The 22341-nt window shown below is 66.0% G+C and carries 22 protein-coding genes and 1 tRNA gene; 1 reads left to right on the forward strand and 22 read right to left on the reverse strand.

Going from position 1 to position 22341, the window contains the following annotated elements; all coding sequences use genetic code 11:
• Window positions 1-173 precede the first annotated feature (173 nt).
• Entirely contained in the window at window positions 174-818 is a 645-nt protein-coding gene (locus AWJ14_RS06385; RefSeq protein WP_066176520.1) for a TetR-type transcription factor C-terminal domain-containing protein, read from the forward strand.
• A gap of 49 nt (window positions 819-867) precedes the next feature.
• Here the strand turns inward: AWJ14_RS06385 and AWJ14_RS06390 are convergent, their stop codons facing one another.
• The 22 genes from AWJ14_RS06390 to AWJ14_RS06495 form a co-directional block, all read right to left on the reverse strand.
• A complete protein-coding gene (locus AWJ14_RS06390; RefSeq protein ID WP_066176522.1) occupies window positions 868-1608 on the reverse strand; it encodes an SDR family NAD(P)-dependent oxidoreductase in 741 nt (246 codons plus the stop codon).
• Entirely contained in the window at window positions 1605-3527 is a 1923-nt protein-coding gene (locus tag AWJ14_RS06395; protein WP_066176524.1) for a flavin-containing monooxygenase, read from the reverse strand. Before AWJ14_RS06395 ends, AWJ14_RS06390 begins: the two co-directional genes overlap by 4 nt.
• Window positions 3524-4321 (reverse strand): crotonase/enoyl-CoA hydratase family protein, encoded by a 798-nt coding sequence (locus AWJ14_RS06400; protein WP_066176527.1) that lies wholly within the window; start codon window positions 4319-4321, stop codon window positions 3524-3526. The genes AWJ14_RS06395 and AWJ14_RS06400 overlap by 4 nt, the downstream gene beginning before the upstream one ends.
• Before the next feature lie 35 nt (window positions 4322-4356).
• Window positions 4357-5520 (reverse strand): acyl-CoA dehydrogenase family protein, encoded by a 1164-nt coding sequence (locus tag AWJ14_RS06405; protein ID WP_066176529.1) that lies wholly within the window; start codon window positions 5518-5520, stop codon window positions 4357-4359.
• A gap of 68 nt (window positions 5521-5588) precedes the next feature.
• Window positions 5589-6590, reverse strand: coding sequence for a D-2-hydroxyacid dehydrogenase family protein (locus AWJ14_RS06410; protein ID WP_245304151.1), 1002 nt, complete (start codon window positions 6588-6590; stop codon window positions 5589-5591).
• Window positions 6560-7507, reverse strand: a complete 948-nt coding sequence (locus tag AWJ14_RS06415; RefSeq protein ID WP_066176531.1) for a branched-chain amino acid ABC transporter permease — start codon at window positions 7505-7507, stop codon at window positions 6560-6562. Before AWJ14_RS06415 ends, AWJ14_RS06410 begins: the two co-directional genes overlap by 31 nt.
• Before the next feature lie 3 nt (window positions 7508-7510).
• Entirely contained in the window at window positions 7511-8392 is an 882-nt protein-coding gene (locus AWJ14_RS06420) for a branched-chain amino acid ABC transporter permease (protein ID WP_066176534.1), read from the reverse strand.
• 19 nt (window positions 8393-8411) lie between these two features.
• A complete protein-coding gene (locus AWJ14_RS06425; protein WP_066176578.1) occupies window positions 8412-9125 on the reverse strand; it encodes an ABC transporter ATP-binding protein in 714 nt (237 codons plus the stop codon).
• Complete coding sequence (locus AWJ14_RS06430) at window positions 9115-9873, reverse strand: ABC transporter ATP-binding protein (protein WP_139112554.1); 759 nt, start codon at window positions 9871-9873, stop codon at window positions 9115-9117. Before AWJ14_RS06430 ends, AWJ14_RS06425 begins: the two co-directional genes overlap by 11 nt.
• Window positions 9870-10667: an SDR family NAD(P)-dependent oxidoreductase gene (locus AWJ14_RS06435; RefSeq protein ID WP_210183506.1), complete on the reverse strand. Its 798-nt coding sequence runs from the start codon at window positions 10665-10667 to the stop codon at window positions 9870-9872. Before AWJ14_RS06435 ends, AWJ14_RS06430 begins: the two co-directional genes overlap by 4 nt.
• Window positions 10668-10693: 26 nt before the next feature.
• Window positions 10694-11581 (reverse strand): MaoC/PaaZ C-terminal domain-containing protein, encoded by an 888-nt coding sequence (locus AWJ14_RS06440; RefSeq protein WP_245304152.1) that lies wholly within the window; start codon window positions 11579-11581, stop codon window positions 10694-10696.
• Window positions 11566-12504, reverse strand: a complete 939-nt coding sequence (locus tag AWJ14_RS06445; RefSeq protein WP_210183507.1) for an SDR family NAD(P)-dependent oxidoreductase — start codon at window positions 12502-12504, stop codon at window positions 11566-11568. The genes AWJ14_RS06440 and AWJ14_RS06445 overlap by 16 nt, the downstream gene beginning before the upstream one ends.
• 24 nt (window positions 12505-12528) lie before the next feature.
• Complete coding sequence (locus AWJ14_RS06450) at window positions 12529-13683, reverse strand: thiolase (protein WP_066176541.1); 1155 nt, start codon at window positions 13681-13683, stop codon at window positions 12529-12531.
• On the reverse strand, window positions 13680-14081 hold the full coding sequence (locus tag AWJ14_RS06455) for a Zn-ribbon domain-containing OB-fold protein (protein WP_066176583.1): 402 nt from the start codon (window positions 14079-14081) through the stop codon (window positions 13680-13682). The genes AWJ14_RS06450 and AWJ14_RS06455 overlap by 4 nt, the downstream gene beginning before the upstream one ends.
• Before the next feature lie 23 nt (window positions 14082-14104).
• Window positions 14105-15172 carry an acyl-CoA dehydrogenase family protein gene (locus AWJ14_RS06460; protein ID WP_171904830.1) on the reverse strand — a complete coding sequence of 356 codons (1068 nt, stop codon included), beginning with the start codon at window positions 15170-15172 and terminating at the stop codon, window positions 14105-14107.
• Between the two features lies 1 nt (window position 15173).
• The gene (locus AWJ14_RS06465) at window positions 15174-16004 is read right to left on the reverse strand and encodes an enoyl-CoA hydratase/isomerase family protein (protein ID WP_066176543.1); all 831 of its coding nucleotides are present in this window, start codon (window positions 16002-16004) and stop codon (window positions 15174-15176) included.
• A gap of 64 nt (window positions 16005-16068) precedes the next feature.
• The gene (locus tag AWJ14_RS06470) at window positions 16069-16626 is read right to left on the reverse strand and encodes a nuclear transport factor 2 family protein (protein WP_171904831.1); all 558 of its coding nucleotides are present in this window, start codon (window positions 16624-16626) and stop codon (window positions 16069-16071) included.
• 5 nt (window positions 16627-16631) lie between these two features.
• A complete protein-coding gene (locus AWJ14_RS06475) occupies window positions 16632-18266 on the reverse strand; it encodes an AMP-binding protein (RefSeq protein WP_066176545.1) in 1635 nt (544 codons plus the stop codon).
• A gap of 12 nt (window positions 18267-18278) precedes the next feature.
• Entirely contained in the window at window positions 18279-19070 is a 792-nt protein-coding gene (locus AWJ14_RS06480; RefSeq protein WP_066176547.1) for an SDR family NAD(P)-dependent oxidoreductase, read from the reverse strand.
• 93 nt (window positions 19071-19163) lie between these two features.
• On the reverse strand, window positions 19164-20366 hold the full coding sequence (locus tag AWJ14_RS06485; RefSeq protein ID WP_066176549.1) for an ABC transporter substrate-binding protein: 1203 nt from the start codon (window positions 20364-20366) through the stop codon (window positions 19164-19166).
• 48 nt (window positions 20367-20414) lie between these two features.
• The gene (locus AWJ14_RS06490; RefSeq protein ID WP_066176551.1) at window positions 20415-21572 is read right to left on the reverse strand and encodes a CaiB/BaiF CoA transferase family protein; all 1158 of its coding nucleotides are present in this window, start codon (window positions 21570-21572) and stop codon (window positions 20415-20417) included.
• A 391-nt stretch (window positions 21573-21963) separates the two neighbouring features.
• Window positions 21964-22040 (reverse strand) — tRNA-Pro (locus tag AWJ14_RS06495).
• Window positions 22041-22341 lie beyond the last annotated feature (301 nt).

The raw sequence follows: 22341 nt of genomic DNA on the forward strand, positions 1-22341 counted from the left end.
GCGCAGGCTCCGATTGAGCCCCCAAGACCTAACAACCGGCTTGAACCGGACCGTTTGCGGTCGATTTCCTGCATCACCGCCGGCGCCAACTATAGCATGATACCCAGGCGTAGGTTATAGAAGAGCCATCCCGCCCCGCCACCCTGCAGGCCCTCAAAGAGGAAAATACACCCATGAAAGTATCCGTCAGATCCAAATCCGACGGCCGCAAGGAAATCCTTGATGCGGCAGCGGTCGCATTCATGGAATACGGTTTCGCCGGCACGTCGATCGACATGGTCGCCGAAGTCCTAGGCTCAACGAAGGGCAAGATTTATTACCACTTCAAGAGCAAGACGAGCCTGTTTCTGGATGTGCACCGCGAAACCATGACGACATATATCGAAGCGGTGGAAGAGGTGGCCAAGGGGCCCGGCACACCGCTGGACAAGCTGAGCGGGATTCTCACGACGCTGGCCACCCAGGTCATGGAACGGCTTCCCTACGCCAAGGTCGCGGTGGAGGGCGTCGACATGCACATGTCGCGCAGCACCACGCCGGAGCAGCGCGCCGTGCTGCGTGAAATCATCGACCTGCGCGATCGCGGCGAAGCGATCCTGGTCAGGATCATCGAGGACGGCATCGAGCAGGGCCTGTTGCGCCCGTGCAACCCGCGCCTGATCGTCAAGCCGATGCTCGGCGCGCTGAACTGGATGACGGTGTGGTACCGCCCACGCCCGCAGGACACGCCCGAGAGCCGGAAGGCCCTGGCCGACACGCTGGTCAACTACCTGCTGAACGGCATCGTCGCGCCGGCGGATGGGCGCGCCAGCGCCTGACCCGCGTCCTGCCTGTTCTGCGCGCAGGCAAACTCTCGCCAGCCGTCCGTCAGACGGATGTCAGCCCGGCGACCGAAGCCCCGCCATCCACGAACAGGATCTGGCCGGTCACGAACCCCACTTCGGCGGAGGCGAGATAGGCGACCGCGGAGGCGACATCCTCCGGCCTGCCGATGCGGCCCGCAGGCAGCCCGGCGGCAACGCGCGTCCGGGCCTCGGCGTCGAGAAAGGCTGTCATCGCGGTGTCGATCACGCCCGGAGCGACCGCGTTGACCGACAGTCCCCTTGGGGCGAGTTCGAGCGCCAACGCCTTGGTCAGGCCGCCGACCGCGGACTTGGAAGCGACGTAATGAGCATATCCGCGCGCGCCCAGCATGGCGCGGGAGCCGATATTGACGATCCGCCCGCCGCTCGGCATCCGGGTGGCGAATGCCTGGCAGAGGCGGAACAGCGCAATCACGTTGACCTTGAGAACCCGGTCGAAATCGGCGTCGGTCAAGTCCTCGAATGCGCGGGGATAGAACACGCCTGCATTATTGACCAGCACCTCGGCGCCGGCGCCGAGGTCGGCCAGGGCCGCACAGTCGCGCTCCCGGGCAAGGTCGCCGATCAAGACCTCCCCTTCCCCGCCTGCCCTTTCGATCAGGTTGCGCGTTTCGCACGCGGAAGCCTCGTCAAGGTCGGAGACAAGAACCCGATAACCGTCCCTGGACAGCCTCATTGCGATGGCGCGACCGATGCCGCCACCGGCACCGGTGACGACAGAAAGCGGCTTCAGGGCCGTACTCATTGCGCCACCTTGTCCAGCGTGAAATCGGTCGGGTCGGGCCTGTGGGTCATTTCCCAGTAATCGACGAGCCGCCAGGGCTGGTTGATGGTGATGCGGCCGGTGGCGTTGCGGTACCAGGACTTGACGCTCGGATGGCTCCAGACGAAATGCTTCAACTCGTCGTCCATGCGGGCATTGTAGCCGGCCTGCACGCCCTCGCGCAGCTCGATCCGGGTTGCGCCTTCGGCATGCATCAGGTCGAGGCAGCCGACGACGTAGTTCATCTGGCACTCGGCCAGGAACGTGACGCTGCCACCATGCCCCAGGCCGGTGTTGGGGCCGTACATGACAAACAGGTTCGGGAACCCTTCGACCGCGGTTCCGAGATAGGCGCGCGGATCGTCATCGCCCCAGATGTCGCGGATGGTCTTTCCCGACGAACCGGTGATGTCCATCGGCCAGAGCATCCTGGAGGCCTGGAAGCCGGTGGCGAGCACCAGCATGTCGAGTTCGATCACCGTGCCGTCGGCGAGGCGGATCCCGTTGGGCAGCACTTCCGCCACCGGGTCGGTGACCAGCTCGACGTGATCGCGCAACAGCATGTCGAACCAGCCGGCATCGGCGAGCACGCGCTTGCCGAAGGGCGGGTAGTCCGGCACCACTTTCGCCAGCAGATCGGGGCGGCCTTCGAGGCGGCGTTCGAAATAGCGCAGCATCGCCGCGCGCAGGCGGGCATTCAGGTCATTGATCGACTCGCTGCCGCCGGTCCAGTCGGGATCGATGCGCAACGCCTCGTAGAGACCGTCGCCAAAGCCCCAGAACAGCTGGAAGCGGTACCATCCGGCATAGAAGGGAACCGAGTTCAGCGCCCAGTGCTTGCCTTCGGCGACCTTGCGCAGGGCATTGGGGCTGCGCACGACCCAGCCGCCCGAGCGCTGGAAGACATGCAGCGACTGCACCTCGTCGACGATGCCGGGGCCGACCTGCACCGCGCTCGCGCCGGTGCCGATCAGTCCCACCCGCTTGCCGCGCGGATCGGTGGTGTCGGTCCAGTCGGCGGTGTGCACCACCGGGCCGGCAAAGGACTCGATGCCGGGAATGCGCGGGATCGCCGGGCGGTTCAACTGGCCGACGGCGGTGATCAGGATCCGCGCCTCATGGACGGATTCGCCGTCGGGTCCGTTGACGGTGACCACCCAGAGGTCGCGTTGCTCGTCGAAGCGCGCCGACGCGACCTCCGAGCGGAACCGGATCATCGCGCGGATGCCGAACCAGTCGGCCACCCTGGCGATGTATTTGCGGATCTCGTCCCTGCGCGAGAAATATTGCGGCCAGTCGTTGTTGGGCGCGAACGAGAACTGGTAGAAATGGTTCGGCGTGTCCACCGCGCAGCCGGGATAGCGGTTTTCGTACCAGGTGCCACCGACGTCATCGTTCTTCTCGAACACGGTGCAGGACACGCCCGCCTCGCGCAGGCGCACGGCGGCACAAACCCCGGAAACGCCGGCGCCGATGACGATCGCGGTCATTCCCTCCTTCAGCGCCGGGCTCGCCGGCCTGGCCCAGGATTCGCTGTCGGTGAAGCCCACCTGCTCGACCAGCAGGGGCACATATTCGGCGCTGACCTCGCCACCGACTGCAACGCTGAGCATTCTTCGCAGCAGGTCGGGCTCGAGATCCGCGAGCGCCGCCTGCGGACGGTCGGGACTGGCGAGAGCGTCCGCCAGCCGGTCGCGGATCCGCGACGCCACCTCGCTGGGGATCGACTGGGAATAGTCCCAGGGACCCGAGATATGCGGCGCTATGTCATCGAGGATCGCAAGATCCCCGGTGATCTGCACCAGCGCCATGGCGAGCGGAACGATGTCCGCCTCGTCAAGATGACGGCGGATCGAGGAGCGGTCTTCAGTCATCGGATGCACTTTCAATGGATCGGTCATCGGCCGGTGAACTCCGGTGCGCGGCGGGCGGCAAAGGCTGCCACGGCTTCGGCATGGTCCTGCGTCGTGTGCGCGATCGCCTGCAGGGCGGACGAATATTCGAGAACGCTTGCGAGGCCGCTGCGGTGGGCCTCGCGGAGCAGGCGCTTGGTCATGCGCACGGCAACCGGCGGATTGGCGGCGATGCTGTCGGCGATCCGTCGGGCCGTGGCCAGCAGGTCGCCATCGGGGACAACCCGGGAGACGAGACCGAAAGCCAGTGCCTCGGATGCGGTGAGCGGATCACCCGTCAGCGCCATCTCGGCGGCGCGGGCATATCCGACCACGCGCTGCAACAGGAAGGCACCGCCATCGCCCGGGACGATGCCGACCTTCACGAAGCTTTCGGCAAAGCGGGCGCTCTCAGCGGCGATGCGGATGTCGCACATGCAGGCGAGATCGCATCCGGCGCCGATCGCGGGGCCGTTGACCGCGGCGATCAGCGGGATCTCGACCGCTTCGAAGGCGAGCGGGATGCGCTGAATGCCACGCCTGTAGGACTGCCGGGTTTGAGGCGGCGGCATGTCCGACATGCCGTCCTCGAGCATCTTCTTGAGATTGCCACCCGACGAGAAGCTCGAGCCGGCCCCGGTGACGATCGCCACGCGCAGGTCCGGATCGGAATCGGCTTCCTGGACCGCTGCCACCAATGCATCGATGACATCGTCATCGGAGATCGCGTTGCGCGTTTCCGGGCGATTGAGGGTGATGGTTGCGACGAAGCCGTCGCGTTCGAGCAGAACCGGTTGGGTCATGATGTCCTCCGCTGGTGGCGCCATGCCACCCCTTGTCAACGCAGCCCGAGGCCGCGGGCGATAATGCCTCTGAGAATTTCGCGCGTTCCTCCACGCAGCGAGAAGGATGGCGCCGCCAGGATCGTGGTCGCAAGGCAGCCGGCCAGCGCCGGATCGTCCTGTCGCGCCTCGACGCCGAGAATCAGGCGAACGATATCGGGGATCTCCTGTTCGAGCACAGCGCCCAGATCCTTGACCAGCGCCGCCTGGATGGCGGGATCCTCGCCCTGGTCGATCAGGCGCGAGACGCCCATGGACATGGCCCGCAACGTGACCAGATGCGCCGCGATCCGACCGAGGGCCGCGGTGCCCGCGGCGTCGGGCGCGCCGCGCAGGCCGCGCGCCAGTTCGACCACGGTCTGGAACGAGGACAGGAAGCGCTCCGGGCCGCTGCGCTCGAGCGTCAGTTCGCTCGTGACCTGGGCCCAGCCGTCCCCCTCCCTGCCGAGCAGCGCCTCGTCGGAGACCGTCACGTCGGTAAAGGTCACCTCGTTGAAATGATGCTCTCCGGCGAGCGAGACCACCGGACGAATGCTCAGGCCCGGCGTGGTCATGTCGATCAGGAACTGGCTCATGCCACCGTGCCGGTTGTCCGAGTCGGCGCTGTCGGTGCGGCAGAACAGGATCATGTAGTGCGAGCGGTGGGCGTTCGAGGTCCACAGCTTGGTGCCGTTGATGAGATAGCCGCCTTCCACCTTGCGGGCCCGGCAGCGCACCGCCGCGAGGTCGGAGCCGGCATCGGGCTCGCTCATGCCGATGCAGAAATAGCATTCCCCCGAAGCGATCTTCGGCAGGATGGTGCGGCGCTGCTCTTCGTTGCCGTAGCGCAGGAGCAGCGCACCGCTCTGCCTGTCGGCGATCCAGTGCGCCATCACCGGCGCACCGGCGGCCAGCAGTTCCTCGAGCACCACATAACGCTCGGCCATGGTGCGTTCACCGCCGCCGTAGCGGGCGGGCAAGGCCATGCCGATCCAGCCGCGCGCGCCAAGCCTGCGGCTGAAGCCGGTGTCGAAGCCGTTCCACGATTCCGCGCGCTGAGCCGGGGTCCGGCTGCCCAGTTCTTCCTTGAGAAAGGCGCGAACCTCTGCGCGCAGCGCCTCTGCGCGCAGCGCCTCGGTGCTGCTCGGTCCGGAGGGTGGGGTCTGGGTCTGGAAGGTCATGCTGAGATCCTTGATGATACTCGGTAGTATTTCTTGCGAACAGGCTTCCGTCAATAGGCCGGCACCGGTCAGGCCAGCCTGGGAGCCAGGCTCGACGGATCGCCGGCGTTGAGCCAGGCCGCGACCACGTCCCTGGTCTGGCGGTGGAAATCAGCCATGGTCTCGCGCGTGACATAGCCCATGTGCGGAGACAGGATCAGGTTCGATCCCACCTCCCGTAGCGGATCGCCCGGCGGCAGCGGCTCCTGGTCGAAGACATCGAGCGCCGCGCCACCGATCTCGCCCGACTGCAAGGCCGCGATCAGCGCCGCCTGGTCGATCAGCGGCCCGCGTGCGGTGTTGACCAGCAGCGCGTCGCGCTTCATGCGCCTGAGCTGGCGCGGGCCGATCAGGCCGCGGGTCTCCGCCGTCAGGCGAACATGCAGCGACAGCACATCGGCGGCCTCGAAAAGCCTGTCCGGCTCCATCAGCTTGACATGCGATGGCAATTCGCGCGCCATCCTGCTCCGGCTTGTGGCGCACACCTTCATCCCGAAGGCGTGGGCGTAGCCCGCCACCATCGCCGCGACGGTCCCGAAGCCGACCAGCCCCAGCACCGCGCCCTCCAGCATCCGGCCCGGCGCCCCGGCCCAGGCGCCCGCGCGCATGCCGACATCCTGCGCAGGGATCTTGCGCGCAAGAGCCAGGATCAGTCCCCAGGTCAGTTCCGCCGTGGCCCGCTGCCCGCGCCCGTTCGATGTGCCGAAGACGTCGATCCCGCGTTGGCTGGCGGCCTCGAGGTCGATCGCGGCATTCCAGACACCGGTGGTGACGATGCATTTCAACCGTGGCAGCCGCTCGATCAGCGCGCGCGACACGGCCTGGCGCTCCCGCATCAGGCAGACCATGTCGAACCCGGCCAGCGCTTCGACGGCAGCGTCGAGCGGGCCGAGATTGTCGCGGAACACCACGATCTCCGCACGGCCATCGAGGCCGCTCCAGTCGGCCAGGGTCAGTGCGAGGCCCTGATAATCGTCGAGAATGGCGACACGCGGCAGGCTCATCTCGACGCCCGGAGCTTCGAGACCCAACGCGACAGATCCGACATCAGGCCCATGATGCCGGCGCGCAGCACCATCACAAGCGTCATGAAGATCAGCCCCTGCACCACCAGCACCCATTCGCCCAGACCCGCGAGCTGGTTCTGCATGCCGACGATGAAGGCGGCTCCCAGCAGCGGACCGAAAATCGAGCCGATGCCCCCGACCAGGGTCATCAGGATGACTTCGCCCGACATGCCCCAGTGCACGTCCGTGAGGCTCGCGAGCTGGAAGATCACCGCCTTGGTTGCCCCGGCGATGCCGGAGAGACCGGCCGAGAGCACGAATGCGATCAGCTTGAACCTGTCGACGTCATAGCCGAGGCTGATGGCGCGGGGCTCGTTGTCGCGGATCGCCTTCAGCACCTGGCCGAAGGGCGAATGGATGACGCGATAGATCAGCCCGAAGCCCGCCAGGAAGATGGCCAGCACGACGTAATACAGCACCCGGTCGTTGGAGATGTCGATCATGCCGAGGATCGCGCGGCGCGGGACCGGCTGCAGCCCGTTTTCCCCGCCGGTGAAGGGCGCGCTCATGAAGACGAAGAACAGCATCTGCGCGAAGGCGAGCGTGATCATCGTCATGTAGATGCCCTTGCGGCGGATGCAGAGCGCGCCGACCACCAGGCCCAGAACCGCCGCGATCGCCCCGCCGGCCAGGATGCCGAGTTCCGTCGGCCACCCCAGCACCTTGATCGTCTGCGCCGAGACATAGGCCGCCGAGCCGAAGAACATGGCATGGCCGAAGGAGAGGATGCCCGCAAAGCCCAGGAGCAGGTTGAAGGCGCTCGCAAACAGCGCGAAACACAGCACCTTCATCAAAAGCACAGGATAGACGAAGGCCGGCGCCGCGAGGGCGATGGCGAGGAGAGCGAGTCCGATCAGGATTTTACGCGGATTTGCAAACATGGCCTATTGCTCCTGCCCGAACAGCCCGGCCGGCCGAAGCAGCAAGACGATCGCCATGATGACGAACACGACGGTGTTGGACATTTCCGGAATGAACACTTTCGCGAGCCCCTCGATCACGCCGAGCGCAAAGCCGGTGACGATCGCGCCCATGATCGAATTCAGCCCGCCGATCACCACCACCGCAAAGACGGTGATAATGACATGCGACCCCATCAGCGGGCTCACGTTCTGGACCGGAGCCGCGATGACACCCGCGAGCGCAGCAAGCGCCACGCCGAAGCCGTAGGTCAGCGTGATCAGCAGCGGCACGTTGATGCCGAAGGCGCGGACGAGAACCGGATCCTCGGTGGCGGCGCGCAGATAGGCGCCGAGCTTCGTGCGCTCGATCACGAACCAGGTGCCGAAACAGATCACGAGCGCCATCACGACGATGAAGATGCGATAGTGGGGCAGGAACATGAAGCCCAGGCGCACGCCGCCGGGAATCGGATTGGTGTAGATCTGCCCGGTCGAGCCGAAATAGTAGCGAAACACGCCCTCGGCCACGAGGGCGAAGCCGAAGGTGAACAACAGCCCGAACAGATGGTCCTTGTCGTAGAGGTGGCGCAGGAAAACCCGCTCCAGCACGATCCCCCCTGCCCCGACCACCAGCGGCGCGAGCACGAGCGCGTACCAGAAACCGAGACCCAGCCAGCTCGCCATCATCCAGGCCACGAAGGCGCCGAGCATGTATTGCGCGCCATGGGCGAAATTGATGACCTTGAGCATGCCGAAGATGACGGCCAGGCCGAGGCTCAGGATCGCGTAGGTCGCTCCATTGATCAGGCCGAGCACGAGCTGGCCCAACAGAAGCGGCAACGGAACTCCGAAGATCACATCCATCTTTTCCCCCTTTTGCGCTTCAGACGGCGAGATACTCGTGCAACCGGTCGATCGCACCGGCGATATCGGCGGCCAGGATATGTTCGGCGATCAGCCCGTCCTCCATCACGTAGTGGCGGTCGGCGACGCTCGAGGCGAAATGAAAGTTCTGCTCGACGAGAAGGATCGTGTAGCCGCGCTCCTTCAGGATCCGGATCGCATCGCCGATGTTCTGGATGATCACCGGCGCCAGTCCTTCGGTGGGCTCGTCGAGCAGCAGGAAGCGCGACCCGGTGCGCAGGATGCGCCCGATCGCCAACATCTGCTGCTCGCCGCCCGACAGCCGGGTCCCCTGGCTGCGGCGGCGCTCGGCAAGGTTCGGGAACAGGGTGTAGATCTCCTCGACCGACATCCCGCCCGGCGCGATGACCGGTGGCAACACCAGGTTCTCCTCCACCGAAAGCGAGGAGAAGATGCCTCGGTGCTCCGGACACCAGGCCGCCCCGAGGCGGGCGATCCGGTTCGACGGCGCCGCAATCACCTCGGTGCCCTGCAGCAGGACCGAGCCGTAACGCTTCGGGATCGCACCCATGATGCATTTGAGCGTGGTCGACTTGCCCGCGCCGTTGCGGCCAAGCAAGGTCACGAGTTCACCCTGGCGGATCTCGAGGGCGACACCGTGGAGCGCTTTGCTCTCGCCATAATAGGCCTGCAGATCCCTGACCTGCAGTACGAGTTCGGCATCAGGCTGCATCGGACCGCCCCACATAGGATTCAATCACGCGCGGATCGCTGGAGACTTCGGCATAGGTTCCCTCGGCGAGAACCTCACCGCGGGCAAGCACGGTGATGCGGTCGCACAGACGGGCGACCACATGCATGTTGTGCTCCACCATCAGGATGGTGCGACCATGCGAGGCCTTTTCCAGAAGATCGGCAATACGGCCGATGTCCTCCGTCCCGAGCCCCGCCATCGGCTCGTCGAGCAGCATCAGTTCCGGCTCGAAGGCAAGCGTCGTGGCGAGCTCCAGCGCCCGCTTGCTGCCATAGGGCAAGGTACCCGCCGGCTCCGCGCCGCGGCCGCCCAGCCCCACATCGGCAAGCAGGCTTTCGGCCCGATCGTTCAGCTCGTTCAGGCTGGTCTCGTTCTGCCAGAACCGGTAGGACACGCCCTTGCCGTGCTGGAGCGCCAGGCGGACGTTTTCGAGCAGCGTCAGCCGCGGAAAGACCGCCGAGATCTGGAAGGAGCGAAGGATGCCGAGATCCGGCAGGCGCGCCGCCTTGACGCGGGAGATGTCCTGGCCCTTGTAGAGGATGGTTCCTTCGGTCGGCGTCAGGAACCGCGTGATCAGGTTGAAGAAGGTCGACTTGCCGGCGCCGTTCGGCCCGATCAGGGCGTGAAAGCCGTGGCGCCTGACCTTCAGGTCGACGTCCTTGATGGCCGTGAAGCCGCCGAATGCCTTGGTCAAGCCCCGGGTCTCGAGAATGCTCTCGTCGCTCACTTGGCAGCCTCCGCGTTCACGGCCGGGCGACATCCGCCGAACATTTCCCAGGGCGCGGCGGTCAGCCAGCCGCAGTCGACGGGCAGGTCGATGCCGGTGATGGCGGAGGCGCGGTCCGAGGCCAGGAACTCGACCGCCTCGGCCACTTCCACGGGCTCTACCGAGCGACCCATGGCGGCATGGGTATCGAAATCCCCGCCGTAATAGCGCGTCCCCTGCCGGCGGTGCTTGAGGATGCGCTCGACCAGCGTCACGCCAGGCGAGACCGAATTCACGCGCACGCCCGAGCGCCCCCACTCACCGGACAGATTGCGGGTCAGGCCGATGACGGCCGCCTTCGAGGTTCCGTAGGCGACCAGCGGCGACGAGAACAGGCCGGTCACCGAGGCAATGTTGACGATGCTGCCCGCGCCGCGTTCGGCCATGCGCGTGCCGAAGATGCGGTTCGCCTGCCAGGTCCCGTCGAGATTGACCTGCATGACCCGCGACCAGGCATCGTCGGTCATGCGGTGCGGCGGGAGGCTTTCCTGGAACGCGCCGGAGGAGACGACCAGCGCGCTGACCGGCCCGAGCTCGGCCTCGATCCGGGACGCGGCCTCCGTCATGGCCTCGGCATCGGTCACATCAAGCGCGATGCCCATGCAATCGGCCTGCTCGCTGGCAACGGCGCGGGCGGCGTCGGCATCGATGTCGGCTGCCACGACGCGCCAGCCCCTGCCGGCCATCACCTTGACGGTCGCCGCGCCGATCCCGTTGCCGCCGCCGATCACGACGGCGATTTTCTTTTGTTGCATCATGGCCTCCTCCATCCGTTTCATTGTCAGCCTCCCGGCATTGCTCCGAGCACGACCTGCCCCTTGTCCAGGACCAGCGTGTCGCGTTCGTCGGCATAGGCACGAAACCGGAGCGTCTCTCCCTCGTCCCAGATTTCGGTGCGGATCGTTTCGCCCGGATAGACCGGGGCCACGAAGCGCACGTCGAACCCGCGCACCCGGTCGGTCTCATAGGCCCGGGCCTTGCCCAGCGCGGACCGCAGCGCCACGCCCAGCGTGCAAAGCCCCTGCAGGATCGGCCGGTCGAACCCGGCGCGCCGGGCCACCTCAGGATCCGAATGCAGCGGATTGTAGTCGCCCGACAACCGATAGATCAGGGCCGACTGCGGCAGCGTCGGCAGCCGGTGGGTGATGTCGGGGGCGCGGCCCGGCACGCTTTCGAGCTCGCGCGCGCGCTCCGTCGGCCCGCCGCAGCCGCCGTCGCCACGACAGAAGGCGAGCATGTCCACCACCGCGAGCAGCTCGCCCGTGTCCTCGAGCCGGACCTCGCGCTCCTGGCGGAGCAGCGCGCCGCGGCCCGCGCCCTTGTCGACGATCTCGACCACACGCGAGGTCGAAACCACGTGCGCCGCAGGGGGCAGCGGGCGCAGGAGCCGCACCGACTGCTCGGCATGCAGCACCCTGGTCCAGTCGATCCCGGCCTTTTCGTCCCGCATCCAGAAGCCCGGATGCGCGAGCACGACGGCCATGGAGGGGAAGGCCCTGAGCCCGCGCTCCTGCACGAAACAGAGTTCGGCTTCGTCGCACGGGTCGGCGCCCATGCCGATCCCGAGCGCGTAGAGCATCGTGTCGCGCGGCGTGTAGAGCTGCTGCGCCTCGGGGATCGGCCAATTGAGGACGGTGTCGCGGTCGAACGCCATCAGATGGGAGCCCATGCGAAATAGGTGACCGCCGTGTCGAGCGGCGTGAACGCCCTGCGGAACGAAGGTTCGGCGGTTTCGGCTATGCTGGCAGGCGTCCAGCCGTCGGACATGTGGACCGACCGCACCGGGCGCATCTGGCCGTAGAGCAGGATCTCGTTGCGGCGGACGCCGAAGATCTGGCCGTTCACGCCGGAGGCCGCGTCGCTCAGCAGATACACCGCCAGCGGCGCGATCTTCTCGGGCGTCATCTTCTTGAGCTTTTCCGCCCATTCCGCCTGTTCGGGCGTGTCCGTGGGCACCGAGCTGATCATCCGGCTCCAGGCCGTCGGCGCGATGCAATTCGACCGGACGCCGCACCGCTCCATCTCCAGCGCGATCGATTGCGACAGGCCGACGATCGCCATCTTCGCGGCGGAATAGTTGGCCTGTCCGATGGAGCCGACAAGACCGGCATTGGAGGTGGTGTGGACGAAGGCGCCGGAGCCCTGCGCGCGCATGTGCGGCGCGGCGGCGCGGCTGACGAAGAAGGTGCCGTTGAGGTGGACATCGATCACCTGCCGCCATTCCTCCTCGGACATCTTGTGGATCATGCGGTCGCGCAGGATTCCGGCATTGTTCATGACGCCATCGATGCGCCCGAAACTGTCGAGCGCGCATTGCACGATCTTTTCGGCGCTCGACCAAGCCGAAACGCTGTCGGTGGAGGCCACAGCTTCGCCGCCGAAGCCCCGGATTTCGGCCACGACATCGTCGGCGGCGCTGGCGTTCTCGATCTTGCCCTGCAGGCTTGCGCCGAGATCGTTGACGACGACGCGGGCACCCTGGCGGGCGAGCGACAGCGCGATGGCGCGGCCGATGCCGCCGCCCGCGCCGGTGACGACGATGGATTTGCCTTCGACCATCCGGTCCGGGTTGAGGGGTGTCGCGTCAGACATGAGATTTCCTTCCATTGGATCGCATCAGGCGGTCAGGGCGGCTTCGGTGCCGAAAATGCAGGTGGCCTGGCACGAGAGCGTGCCGCCATTGCCGTGAACGAGCGCGGTCTGCGGATCGGCGACCTGTCGCTCCCCCGCCTCCCGCCGCAATTGCTCGACGGCCTCGATGATGAGGAAGATCCCGTACATTCCCGGATGCACGCAGGAGAGGCCGCCGCCATTGGTGTTGACCGGAAGCCTCCCGCCGGGCGCGATCGCGCCCCCTGAAACGAAGGCCCCGCCCTCGCCCTTCGCGCAGAAGCCCAAGTCCTCGAGAAACAGGATCGTGTTGATGGTGAAGGCGTCGTAGAGCTCGACCATGTGCATCTGTTCGGGCCCGAGCCCGGCCATGGCATAGGCGGCGGCGCCCGACTGGGTGGCGGCCGTGACGGTGAGATCCGGCATCATCGCGATCTGGCGGTGCCAGTGGGCTCCGCCCGCGCCCAGGAGGTAGACCGGGTTCTTGGGACGGTCGCGCGCGGCATCGGCACGCATCATCACCACCGCGCCGCCGCCATCGGTTACAAGGCAGCAATCGAGGCGCGACAGCGGATCGGACATCATCGGCGCGGCAAGCACCTCTTCCACGGTCAGCGGATCGCGCTTGAACGCGCGGGGATTGAGCCCGGCCCAGGCCCGGGCCGCCACGGCCACTTCGGCAAGATGGGTGCGCGTCGTGCCGTAGTCGTGCATGTGCCTGGCGGTCGCCAGCGCATAGGCCGTGATCGGCTGGCGTGGCGCATAGACGGTTTCGTTCACCTGCGGCTCGATGGTCGCGACCAGTTTGCCTGCGGCCGATCTCTGGTTGCTGCCGTAAGCGATCAGCGCGACATTGCAGAGGCCTGCCTCAAGGGCCATTGCCGCGGTCAGGACATGGGCCTCGAACGACGCCCCGCCCACCATCGTGCCGCCGAAATAGTTTGGCCGGATCCCGAGATATTCCGCCGCCGTGATGGTCGGCATCGCCTGGGTCGAGGAGGAGACGAACAGGCCGTCCACATCCGCAAGCCCCAGGCCCGCGTCGTCGAGCGCCCGGCGCACGCTTTCGGCCATGATCTCGATCGGCGACCAGCCAGGCGCCGCGCCCAGGCCGGCAAGCCCCACGCCAACGATTGCGGTCTTGCCGCGCAACCCGGTCATGACGTTTCTCCGTTGCGTGCGGGCTCGAAGAAGACGATCGGCTCGCCCTCCTGGCTGTCGATCCGGGCGCGGACCTCCATGCCGATCACCACCTCCTCCGGCCGGCAGCCGACGATGCGCGTCATGGTGCGCGGACCCTCGGCGAGTTCGACGATGGCGATGCTGTCATCGCCGCCCTCCGCGTCCGGGCGCCGGACGATCGAGCACGAATAGACCGTGGCCCGACCGGAAGCCTCGACCCATTCGAGATCCGTCCCGCCGGAGCCGGGCATCATCGTGCGCGAGTAGAACACGTGGTCTCCGGTCGTCACGGATCGCTGGATCATGAACCGGCCTTCGGCAAGAAAGCTGCGGTAGCGCGCTTCAGGCCCTGGGCCTTGCGTGATCGGGTCTTGCATAAGGGTCACCATCGTGCGGACCATCAGGCGGCCTGATTTCCGATATCGGTCAACGCGTGCCACAGCGTGTCCGGTTCGTGCATGAGCAGGGCGCCGCCCAGAACGGTGCTCCAGTGGCGTTCGTTGCCGCACTCATCCCGCCAGGCCCAGATCCGGCGGGTCAGGAAATGCAAGGGGTGTTCCTGGGTGAAGCCCATCGCCCCGTGAACCTGGTGGGCGATGCCGGCGGCCCGGCCCGCGGCCTCGCCGGCACGGGCCTTGGCCACCGCGACCGCCAACGGATCGCCCGGGCATTTGAGGCCAATGCCGGCGGCCGCCTCGGCGGCAGCGGCATCGGAGGCAAGCACGGCGATCGTCTGCTGAATGGCCTGGAACTTGCCGAGCGGCCGGCCGAACTGCACGCGTTCCTGCGCATAGGCGATGGTCATGTCGCGCACCCGGGCAAGTGCGCCGGCGATCTGGACCGCCCGGGCAAGCGCCATCAGCCGGAAGATCGTGTCCGCGCCATCCGGCATCGGCACAATGCGGGCAGGATCGAGCGCCGCATCGATCACCAGCCTGTCGCGAGGTTCGTTGGCGAGGTTCCGGCCCGGCTCGGCCTGCCAGTCCTGCCGCGAGACGAGGCACAGTTTTTCGCCGTCAGGGGAGCGGGCGGCAAGCACGAGATGATCGGCGCGCGCACCCCAGGGGACGGATGCGAGGGTGGCGGTCAAGACCCAGCCGGCGCCATTTGGCGTGAGCGTGGCGTCCGCGCCGGCGGCGACCGTAACGAGGCCTTCGGGTGCCGCAAGGCCAGCGCTGCCAAGCAGATGACCTGCGACGAGAACCTCGGCAAGCGGCACAGGGGCGGCATGCCGGGACGCAACCGCCACCAGCGGCAGCGCTTCCGCGAGCGTCAGCCCGACGCCGCCCTGCGCCTCCGAAAGGGTGGCGCGATCGAAACCGGCCCCGGTCACCGCGTCCCACACGGCCTGCGGCCAGGTTCCGCCGTCAGCGGCGTGACGCACCGCGGCCGTGCAGTGGGTTTCAAGCATCCGGTCCATGGTCTCGGCCATGAACCTGCCGGTGTCGTCGATGAGGTCTTCGAACATGTCAGGCTCCCATCCTGCGCCGCCAGGGCGGGGTCGTGCGGGTGGCATAGGCATTCAGCCCCTGCCTGCCGGTATCGGAACACAGGTCGTTCACGCCGATCTGCGCCGCGGAATCGAGATAGGGGCCGAGATCGAGCAGTTCGAGCTGGCCCATCAACGCCTTGGTGTGGGCGACCGCCGCAGGCTCGCAGGCGAGCGCTGCGTTGAGCGTCCTGGTGACGAGTTCCTCGAGCTCCTCGCCATCGGCGGCGATGTAATCGATGAAACCCAGCCGATAGGCTTCCGCCGAATTGATGCGGGCCGCCGTCAGCGCCAGCATCCGTGCGGACGAGAAGCCGATGCGGCGCGCCACGAACGGCGAAATCTGGGACGGCGAGAAGCCGAGCGTCACCTCCGGCAGCGCGAGCACGGCGGACTGGTCCGCCAGCACCACGTCGGACACGGCGGCAATGCCGAGCCCGGTGCCGAGAACGGATCCCTCCAGTACCGAGACGACGAGCTTGGGACATCTGTCGATGAGTTCGAGCAGATCGCCCGTCCCGCGCGTCACCCGGTACAGAAGTCCGTCGACATCCTCGCCGGCGGCGACGGTCTTTTCCATCGACGACACGATTTCGCTCAGGTCGCTTCCCGCGCTGAAAACGCCGCCCTTGCCGCGGAAGACAACGACCCGGACATCCGGCTCCTCCTCCAGCGCGTTGAACAGGGAGGCGATTTCATCCATCATCACCTGGTTGAAGGCATTGAGGATTTCCACGCGCGCCAATGTGACATGCAAGATGCCCTGGGGGTCGAAATCGATCTCGATATGTCTTGTCTTGGGAAGTTGCATCTTGATCTGCTTGTTTGTCTTTTGTGGAACCGGGACACAGTCGTTCTGAAAGCCCGGACGGCGGTCAGGACAGACCGAGCTTTCGACGCATCTGTCCCAACCTGTCATCGGCATCGCGGCGCTGCGGCACCCAGTCGGCAGAAATGGGCAGGGAGGTGTCTTCGCTGGCGCGAACCTTCTCGAAGACGACGGTGCGGTCGGAAATGGCCCAGTGTCCGTTGCGACGCTCGAACACGTCGACATAGCGTCCGGCGACCTCCATCAGCACCGACGCATCGGGCGCAAGCTTGCGGTCTCCGAGCAGCATCAGGCGGGATTCGCCAGCTTCGGGGCCCATGGTCTGCTGCGCGAGATAGTAGGTTTCGCACAGCGCCCGGTCGGGTCCGGCAAATTCGATCAGGCAGTTGGTCACGAAGTGCATGGAATGGGCGATGTGCGCATGACGACGTTCCAGCCACTCGATGAAGCCGTCGACGCCGCCCTTGTAGGCGCCATGGTCGTCATGGGCGTCGGGGTGATAGGCCGAGCGCACGAGCGCCCAGTCGCGGCGATCGACGCCGCGCGCATAGGCCATGGCCTGGTCCTGGATCTGCTGGCGGTCCTCAAGACGCATGTCGTTCATCAGTGTCATCCCTTGGCTGCTTTGAGTGTTGCGACGTGATCGCGCGCGTTCTGCACCAGCTGCGCGCGCTGCACCTTGCCGGTGGTGGTGAGCGGAAGGCTGTCGACCAGCTTGACGTAGCGGGGCACCTTGTAGTCGGCGATCTTGCCCTTGCAGTGCGCCACCACATCGGCCTCGGTCAGGCCCGAGCCCTTGCTCGGCACCACATAGGCCATGCCGACTTCGCCGAGCCGCTCGTCGGGAGCGGCCACGATCACCGACACCTGGATGCCCGGATGGGACGCCAGGTGCTGCTCGATCTCGGACGGATAGGCGTTGGTGCCGCCGACCTTGAACATCTCCTTGATGCGCCCGGTCAGGCTCAGATATCCGCGGCTGTCGAACCGGCCGATATCGCCGGTCTTGAGCCAGCCTTCGGGATCGATGGTTTTGGCGGTTTCGACGGGGTTCTTGTAGTAGCCCATCATCACCGTTGCGCCGCGGCACTGGATCTCGCCATCCTGGTCCGGCCCGAGCGGCAGCCCGGTCTCGGTGTCGACGATCCGCACTTCGCAGGCCGACAGGATCGGCGCCGTGTTGCGCCGGCAATCCTCGAGGCTGTCGTCCCAGCGGTTGAAGGTGGTGGAAATCGTGTTCTCGGTCATGCCGTAGGTCGACAGCAGCCGTTCGAAGCCAAAGGCATCGACGATCCGGCGGAACATGTCCTCGGGCACGGTCGAGCCGCCCATCCAGGTTCCCTCGAGGGTCGTGAACTTGCGATCCGCGAAGCCGGGCGTGCCCATCATGTCGAGGAAATGCGTGGACAGGCCGCCGAAGATGGTGACTTTTTCCTGCTCGATCAGGTCGAGCGCCTGCCCGGCATCCCAGTGCGGCATCAGATGCATGGTCGCGCCGGCGGCGAGCGACGGCAGCAGGCACATGAACATGCCGGCCACGTGATAGAACGGCAGATGCGCCATCACCTGCGAGCCCGCGCGCATCTTCAGGGCATCGCCCACGCGGATGCTCTGGTGGATCACCCGGTGATTGTGCATCGCCCCCTTGGGACGGCCTGTGGTGCCGGAGGTGTAGCAGATGAGCAGAAGGTCATCGGCCGTGACCCGGGCCTCGGCGGCGGCGATCGCGGCGTCATCGACCGGGGTCGCCGACAGGGTATCGAAGGGGACCGCCCAGGGCGCCACCGGCGCGCCCACCATGATCACCGATTTCAGGGCCGGCAGCTCGGGCAGGTCGAGGTCCCCGGCCGTTTGCGATCCGATCGACGGGGCGATCTCGGTCAGCATCGACGTGAAGTCGATCCCCCACATTGAGGGCGTCATCACCAGAACCTTGGCATCCGACTGGGCGAGGATGTAGCTGGCCTCGTCCTTCTTGTAGCGGGTGTTGACCGGGACGATGGCGGCGCCGAGGCGCGCCGCGGCGAGCAGCAGCAGCACCCATTCGGGGCTGTTGGTGAGCCAGACGGCGATGTGGTCGCCATGGCCGACGCCGGCTTGCACCAGTCCGCTCGCCAGCCGGTCGACCTGACCGTCGACGTCCGCAAAGCTCATGCGCAGATCGCCCGCGTGGATGTAATCGCGATCGGCATGATCGCGGGCGGATTTGCGGAGTACTTCGCCAATGGTAATGTCGGATTTCATCAATTTCTCCATTCAGACCGAGAAGCCGCCATCGACGGTGAGGCTGGCGCCGGTGATGTAGGATGCCGCGCTGGAGGCCAGGAACACGGCCGCATTGGCCGCCTCCTCTGCCGTCCCCGCGCGACGGAGGGCGGTGTTGTTTGCCACCGCTGTCATGAAGCTTTCAGGCACCCGGGTGGCCAGCCGATGCAGCAAGCCGGCGTCGATCGGACCGAGCGCCACGGAATTGGCGCGGATGCCGTGGCGTCCCTCTTCCCGCGCCACCGCACGGACCAGGGATTCGATGGCCGCCTTGGGAGCGATCGACAGGATGTCGCGATGGGCATGGCGCACGATCCCGGCCGATGTCAGCGCGGTGAGGCTGCCGCCGGAGGCGCGCAGATGCGGCAGGGCGGCGCGCGTGACATTGAAGAAGCCGTTGAGATCGCCGTCGATGACGCTGCGCCATTCGGCGGGATCGACTTCGCTCACATAGGACATGCTGATGTCGGCGCCGGTGGCGACGATGACCGAGCTGATCGTCTCGCCCGAACCGGCCAGGCGTTCGAAGAAGGCTGCGACCGAGTCCGGGTCGGCCAGATCGGCCTGGCCCAGATGCGCCTTGCGCCCCGCTTCGGCGACCTCGGCCGCCGTCTCGCGGGCGGCCGCCTCGTTGCTGCGCCAGCTCAGCGCCACGTCCGCGCCGCACTGGGCGAGCTTCCGGCAGATGACGCGACCGATGCCGCCACTGCCGCCGATGACGACCGCAAATCCGGCCGGCATGGCGATGAAAGGCACGGACAGGCTTTGGGCATTTCCGGGCATGCAGAAACCCTCCAAGAGACGACAGGCAATGAAAGAGAGCGGGAGTGGAAGCGGACGCTGGACCGCCGGGGCGAACCGGCGTCCGCTTCGGGCCTACTTCTGCACCAGCTTGCAGGTGCTCTGCTCCAGCGGGAAAGCGACTTCATCGCCCGGGATGGTCTGGACGATCTTGAAGAAGTCCCACTCGCCGGTCGATTCCTCCGGGGTCTTGACCTGGCCGACAAACATGTCGTGGATCATGCGGCCATCGGGGCGGATGTGACCGTTGACGGCGAAGAAATCCTCGACCGGCAGTTCGCGCATCTTCTCGCCCACGGCTTTGGCTTCGGTGGTTCCGGCCGCCTCGACCGCCTTCAGGTAATGCATGGTCATCGAATAGGCGCCGGCATTGAGCATGTTCGGCATCTTGCCGTAGCGCTCCTTGAAGCGTTCGCTGAAGGCACGCGCCTCGGGGCTCTGGTCCCAATAGAAGCCCAGGGTCGTCTGCAGACCCGAGGCCGCCTGCAGGCCGAGTGCCGCGACCTCGTTCTCGAACAGCAGCGGAGTGGCCAGGCGCTGGCCGTCCTGGGGCAGGCCGAATTCGCTCGACTGCTTGATCAGGTTCATCAGGTCCGAACCGGCCGAGATGAAGCCGATCACATCCGCGCCGGACGACGACGCCGTCAGCAGATAGGAGCTGAAATCGTTGGTGCCGAGCGGATAGTTGACCGAGCCGACGAGTTCGCCGCCCCGATCCGCGATGGTGGCGGTGAGGTTCTCTTCCATCTGCTTGCCGAAGGCATAGTCGACGGTGATCAGGAACCATTTTTCGCCCGGCTTCATGGCATAGCCCACGCCGCGCGGCATGACATAGGTGTCGTAGGTCCAGACGAAGGATGTCGGCGAACAGCCTTCATTGATGAGCCCCAGCGAAGCGGATCCCGAGAACAGGCTAATGATGTTGTTTTCGTTCGCAACCTGCTGCGCGGCGATGGCGGCCGGGGTCAGCGTCACGTCGACCAGTGCATCCACCTTCTTCACAGAGACCCATTCCCGGATCAGGGCCGACGAGACATCCGGCTTGTTCTGGTGGTCGGCGGAAATGTATTCGATCGGCCGGCCCAGGACCGTTTTGCCGAAATCCTCGATCGCCATCTCGATTGCCACCACCGAGCTGTTGCCGGCGATATCGGAATAGGTGCCGGACAGATCGGTCGCAGTCGCGAGAACGACCGGGTCCTCAGCCGCAGCGATCGGGCTGTAGCCCACGAGACCCGCCAGGATGGCCATGCCGGCCGTAAACTTTGTTCGTGTCATTGCTTCCTCCACTGATAATGACATTGACTTTCCCTCCACCCCGGCTCCTCAACCGGTGCGGGCCGCCTTCTCGATGCTGTCGAGTTCGGCCAGGATTTCAGCCCCATGCTCGCCGAGCCGCGGCGCGGGCCGGCGCAGGTCCGTGTTGCCACGGGAAAACTTCACCGGCATGCCGACATTGCTGTACCGGCCTTCGCTCGGATGCTCCCTGGTCTCGAAAAACCCGATCTCCTGCAAATGCGGATCCGACCACAGGTCATCGAACCGGTTCACGGCCATCGACGGGATGCTGATGCTGTCGCAATAGCGCACCCATTCGTCGGTGGTCCGCTCCAGCGCGCACTCCGCAAGGATCGCGTAGAGCGCGTCGATATTGTTGATGCGGCTCGTGAAATCGGAGAACCGCGGATCCTCGAGCACCTCGCTGCGCCCGATGCCTGCAAAAAAGTCGCGCCAGTTCTTCTCGGTGTAGGGCAAGATGCAGACATGGCCGTCGCGGGTGCGGTAGGGGCGGCGATTGCGCGTCATGTAGCGCGCAAACCCGGTTTCGCCGGAAGGCGGCACGAAGGACATGCCGGCCATGTGCTCGACGAGGTTGAAGGCGACATTCGTCTCGAACATCGGCACCTCGACCACCTGCCCTTCGCCGGTGCGTTCACGGTGATACAGGGCCGCCAGCACCGACCAGGCGATCGCCATGCCCGCCACCTTGTCGCAAAGCGCGGTCGGGACATATTCCGGCGCCCCGTTGACCCGGCCGATCATCTCGGTCAACCCGGCCCCGGCCTGGATGACATCATCATAGGCTGCCTTTTCGGCATAGGGGCCATCCTGCCGAAATCCGTTGGCCACGCAGTAGATCAGCCGCGGATTGAGCGCACAGACGGCTTCCGGGCCGAAGCCGAGCCGCTCCATTGCCCTCCCGCGGATGCTGTGAACCAGCACGTCCGCCGTGGCGATCATGCGGCGGAGCGTGGCCGCGTCCTCGGGCGCCTTCAGATCAAGCACGATGCTGCGCTTGTTGCGGTGCAGATTGAGAAAGATGCCCGGCATGCCCGGGTTACGCGCCGGATGATAGCGGCGAACGATATCGCCCTCGGGACTTTCCACCTTGATCACATCCGCGCCGAGATCCCCGAGAATCTGCGTGGCAAATGGCCCCATCAGCACGGAAGTCAGGTCCAGAACCCGAACACCACCCAACATATCCGCCCTCCTCTCCGCGCCGATATTTATGATACTGAGTAGTATCTAAACACTCGCAGTTGGTCAAGCGTCCATTTCAATTGATGCCAAGCCTATGGAAATGATGCGGAAATTTGATCCGAAGACAGATCTGGGGGCCACAGCCGGAGAGGCGGAAAACCAGCCGCGGCCCGAAGCTGCATGGCAGCGCCGGCCGAGGCGCCTTGGAATCAGGGCCGGCCGGGCACCAGCGCGAAAAGGCAAAGACCGGCGATTTTCAGAAAGCACGATGACCGGACGGAGCACATGCCTGGCCGGCAGCGGTCAGCCGATCCGCCTCTGCAGCGGCCCGCATTCCGATCAGTTTCTTGGAGAAAAGTGGCACGGCCCTCGGGATGGACCCTAAATTGGCTGGTCGGAGTGAGAGGATTCGAACCTCCGACCCCGTCGTCCCGAACGACGTGCGCTACCAGGCTGCGCTACACTCCGTGACCAGCGGCTGGCTTATAGACCGGCACAGGCGTGGCCACAAGCCCCTGTGATGCAAAAACGTGGTGCAAAACGAACCGAAAATCTCTTTGCCGGCAATGGGCTCCGGTGGAAGCCGGGCAGCGCGGCCGCGAGCCTCAGCGATCGTCGGCCCGGGGCGGCGTCGCCCCCTCGCCCTTGTTGCCGGGCTCGGCCGATTTGGCCTGGCCGGAGAGGAAGAAGCCCCAGCCGAGATAGGCCGTCAGCGCCAGGAAAAACACGGTGGCAATAGGTTTCACTCTCGCATTCGGCGTGATGCGAA

The organism is Parahoeflea olei, from assembly GCF_001703635.1.
GTDB classification, from domain to species: domain Bacteria; phylum Pseudomonadota; class Alphaproteobacteria; order Rhizobiales; family Rhizobiaceae; genus Hoeflea; species Hoeflea olei.

Excerpts from the sequence above, each read along its gene's own strand:
- AWJ14_RS06385 (WP_066176520.1), top strand. The coding sequence starts at position 174 with ATGAAAGTATCCGTCAGATCCAAATCCGACGGCCGCAAGGAAATCCTT.
- AWJ14_RS06390 (WP_066176522.1), bottom strand. The coding sequence starts at position 1,608 with ATGAGTACGGCCCTGAAGCCGCTTTCTGTCGTCACCGGTGCCGGTGGC.
- AWJ14_RS06395 (WP_066176524.1), bottom strand. The coding sequence starts at position 3,527 with ATGACCGATCCATTGAAAGTGCATCCGATGACTGAAGACCGCTCCTCG.
- AWJ14_RS06400 (WP_066176527.1), bottom strand. The coding sequence starts at position 4,321 with ATGACCCAACCGGTTCTGCTCGAACGCGACGGCTTCGTCGCAACCATC.
- AWJ14_RS06405 (WP_066176529.1), bottom strand. The coding sequence starts at position 5,520 with ATGACCTTCCAGACCCAGACCCCACCCTCCGGACCGAGCAGCACCGAG.
- AWJ14_RS06415 (WP_066176531.1), bottom strand. The coding sequence starts at position 7,507 with ATGTTTGCAAATCCGCGTAAAATCCTGATCGGACTCGCTCTCCTCGCC.
- AWJ14_RS06420 (WP_066176534.1), bottom strand. The coding sequence starts at position 8,392 with ATGGATGTGATCTTCGGAGTTCCGTTGCCGCTTCTGTTGGGCCAGCTC.
- AWJ14_RS06425 (WP_066176578.1), bottom strand. The coding sequence starts at position 9,125 with ATGCAGCCTGATGCCGAACTCGTACTGCAGGTCAGGGATCTGCAGGCC.
- AWJ14_RS06435 (WP_210183506.1), bottom strand. The coding sequence starts at position 10,667 with ATGCAACAAAAGAAAATCGCCGTCGTGATCGGCGGCGGCAACGGGATC.
- AWJ14_RS06440 (WP_245304152.1), bottom strand. The coding sequence starts at position 11,581 with ATGGGCTCCCATCTGATGGCGTTCGACCGCGACACCGTCCTCAATTGG.
- AWJ14_RS06445 (WP_210183507.1), bottom strand. The coding sequence starts at position 12,504 with ATGTCTGACGCGACACCCCTCAACCCGGACCGGATGGTCGAAGGCAAA.
- AWJ14_RS06450 (WP_066176541.1), bottom strand. The coding sequence starts at position 13,683 with ATGACCGGGTTGCGCGGCAAGACCGCAATCGTTGGCGTGGGGCTTGCC.
- AWJ14_RS06455 (WP_066176583.1), bottom strand. The coding sequence starts at position 14,081 with ATGCAAGACCCGATCACGCAAGGCCCAGGGCCTGAAGCGCGCTACCGC.
- AWJ14_RS06460 (WP_171904830.1), bottom strand. The coding sequence starts at position 15,172 with ATGTTCGAAGACCTCATCGACGACACCGGCAGGTTCATGGCCGAGACC.
- AWJ14_RS06465 (WP_066176543.1), bottom strand. The coding sequence starts at position 16,004 with ATGCAACTTCCCAAGACAAGACATATCGAGATCGATTTCGACCCCCAG.
- AWJ14_RS06470 (WP_171904831.1), bottom strand. The coding sequence starts at position 16,626 with ATGAACGACATGCGTCTTGAGGACCGCCAGCAGATCCAGGACCAGGCC.
- AWJ14_RS06475 (WP_066176545.1), bottom strand. The coding sequence starts at position 18,266 with ATGAAATCCGACATTACCATTGGCGAAGTACTCCGCAAATCCGCCCGC.
- AWJ14_RS06480 (WP_066176547.1), bottom strand. The coding sequence starts at position 19,070 with ATGCCCGGAAATGCCCAAAGCCTGTCCGTGCCTTTCATCGCCATGCCG.
- AWJ14_RS06485 (WP_066176549.1), bottom strand. The coding sequence starts at position 20,366 with ATGACACGAACAAAGTTTACGGCCGGCATGGCCATCCTGGCGGGTCTC.
- AWJ14_RS06490 (WP_066176551.1), bottom strand. The coding sequence starts at position 21,572 with ATGTTGGGTGGTGTTCGGGTTCTGGACCTGACTTCCGTGCTGATGGGG.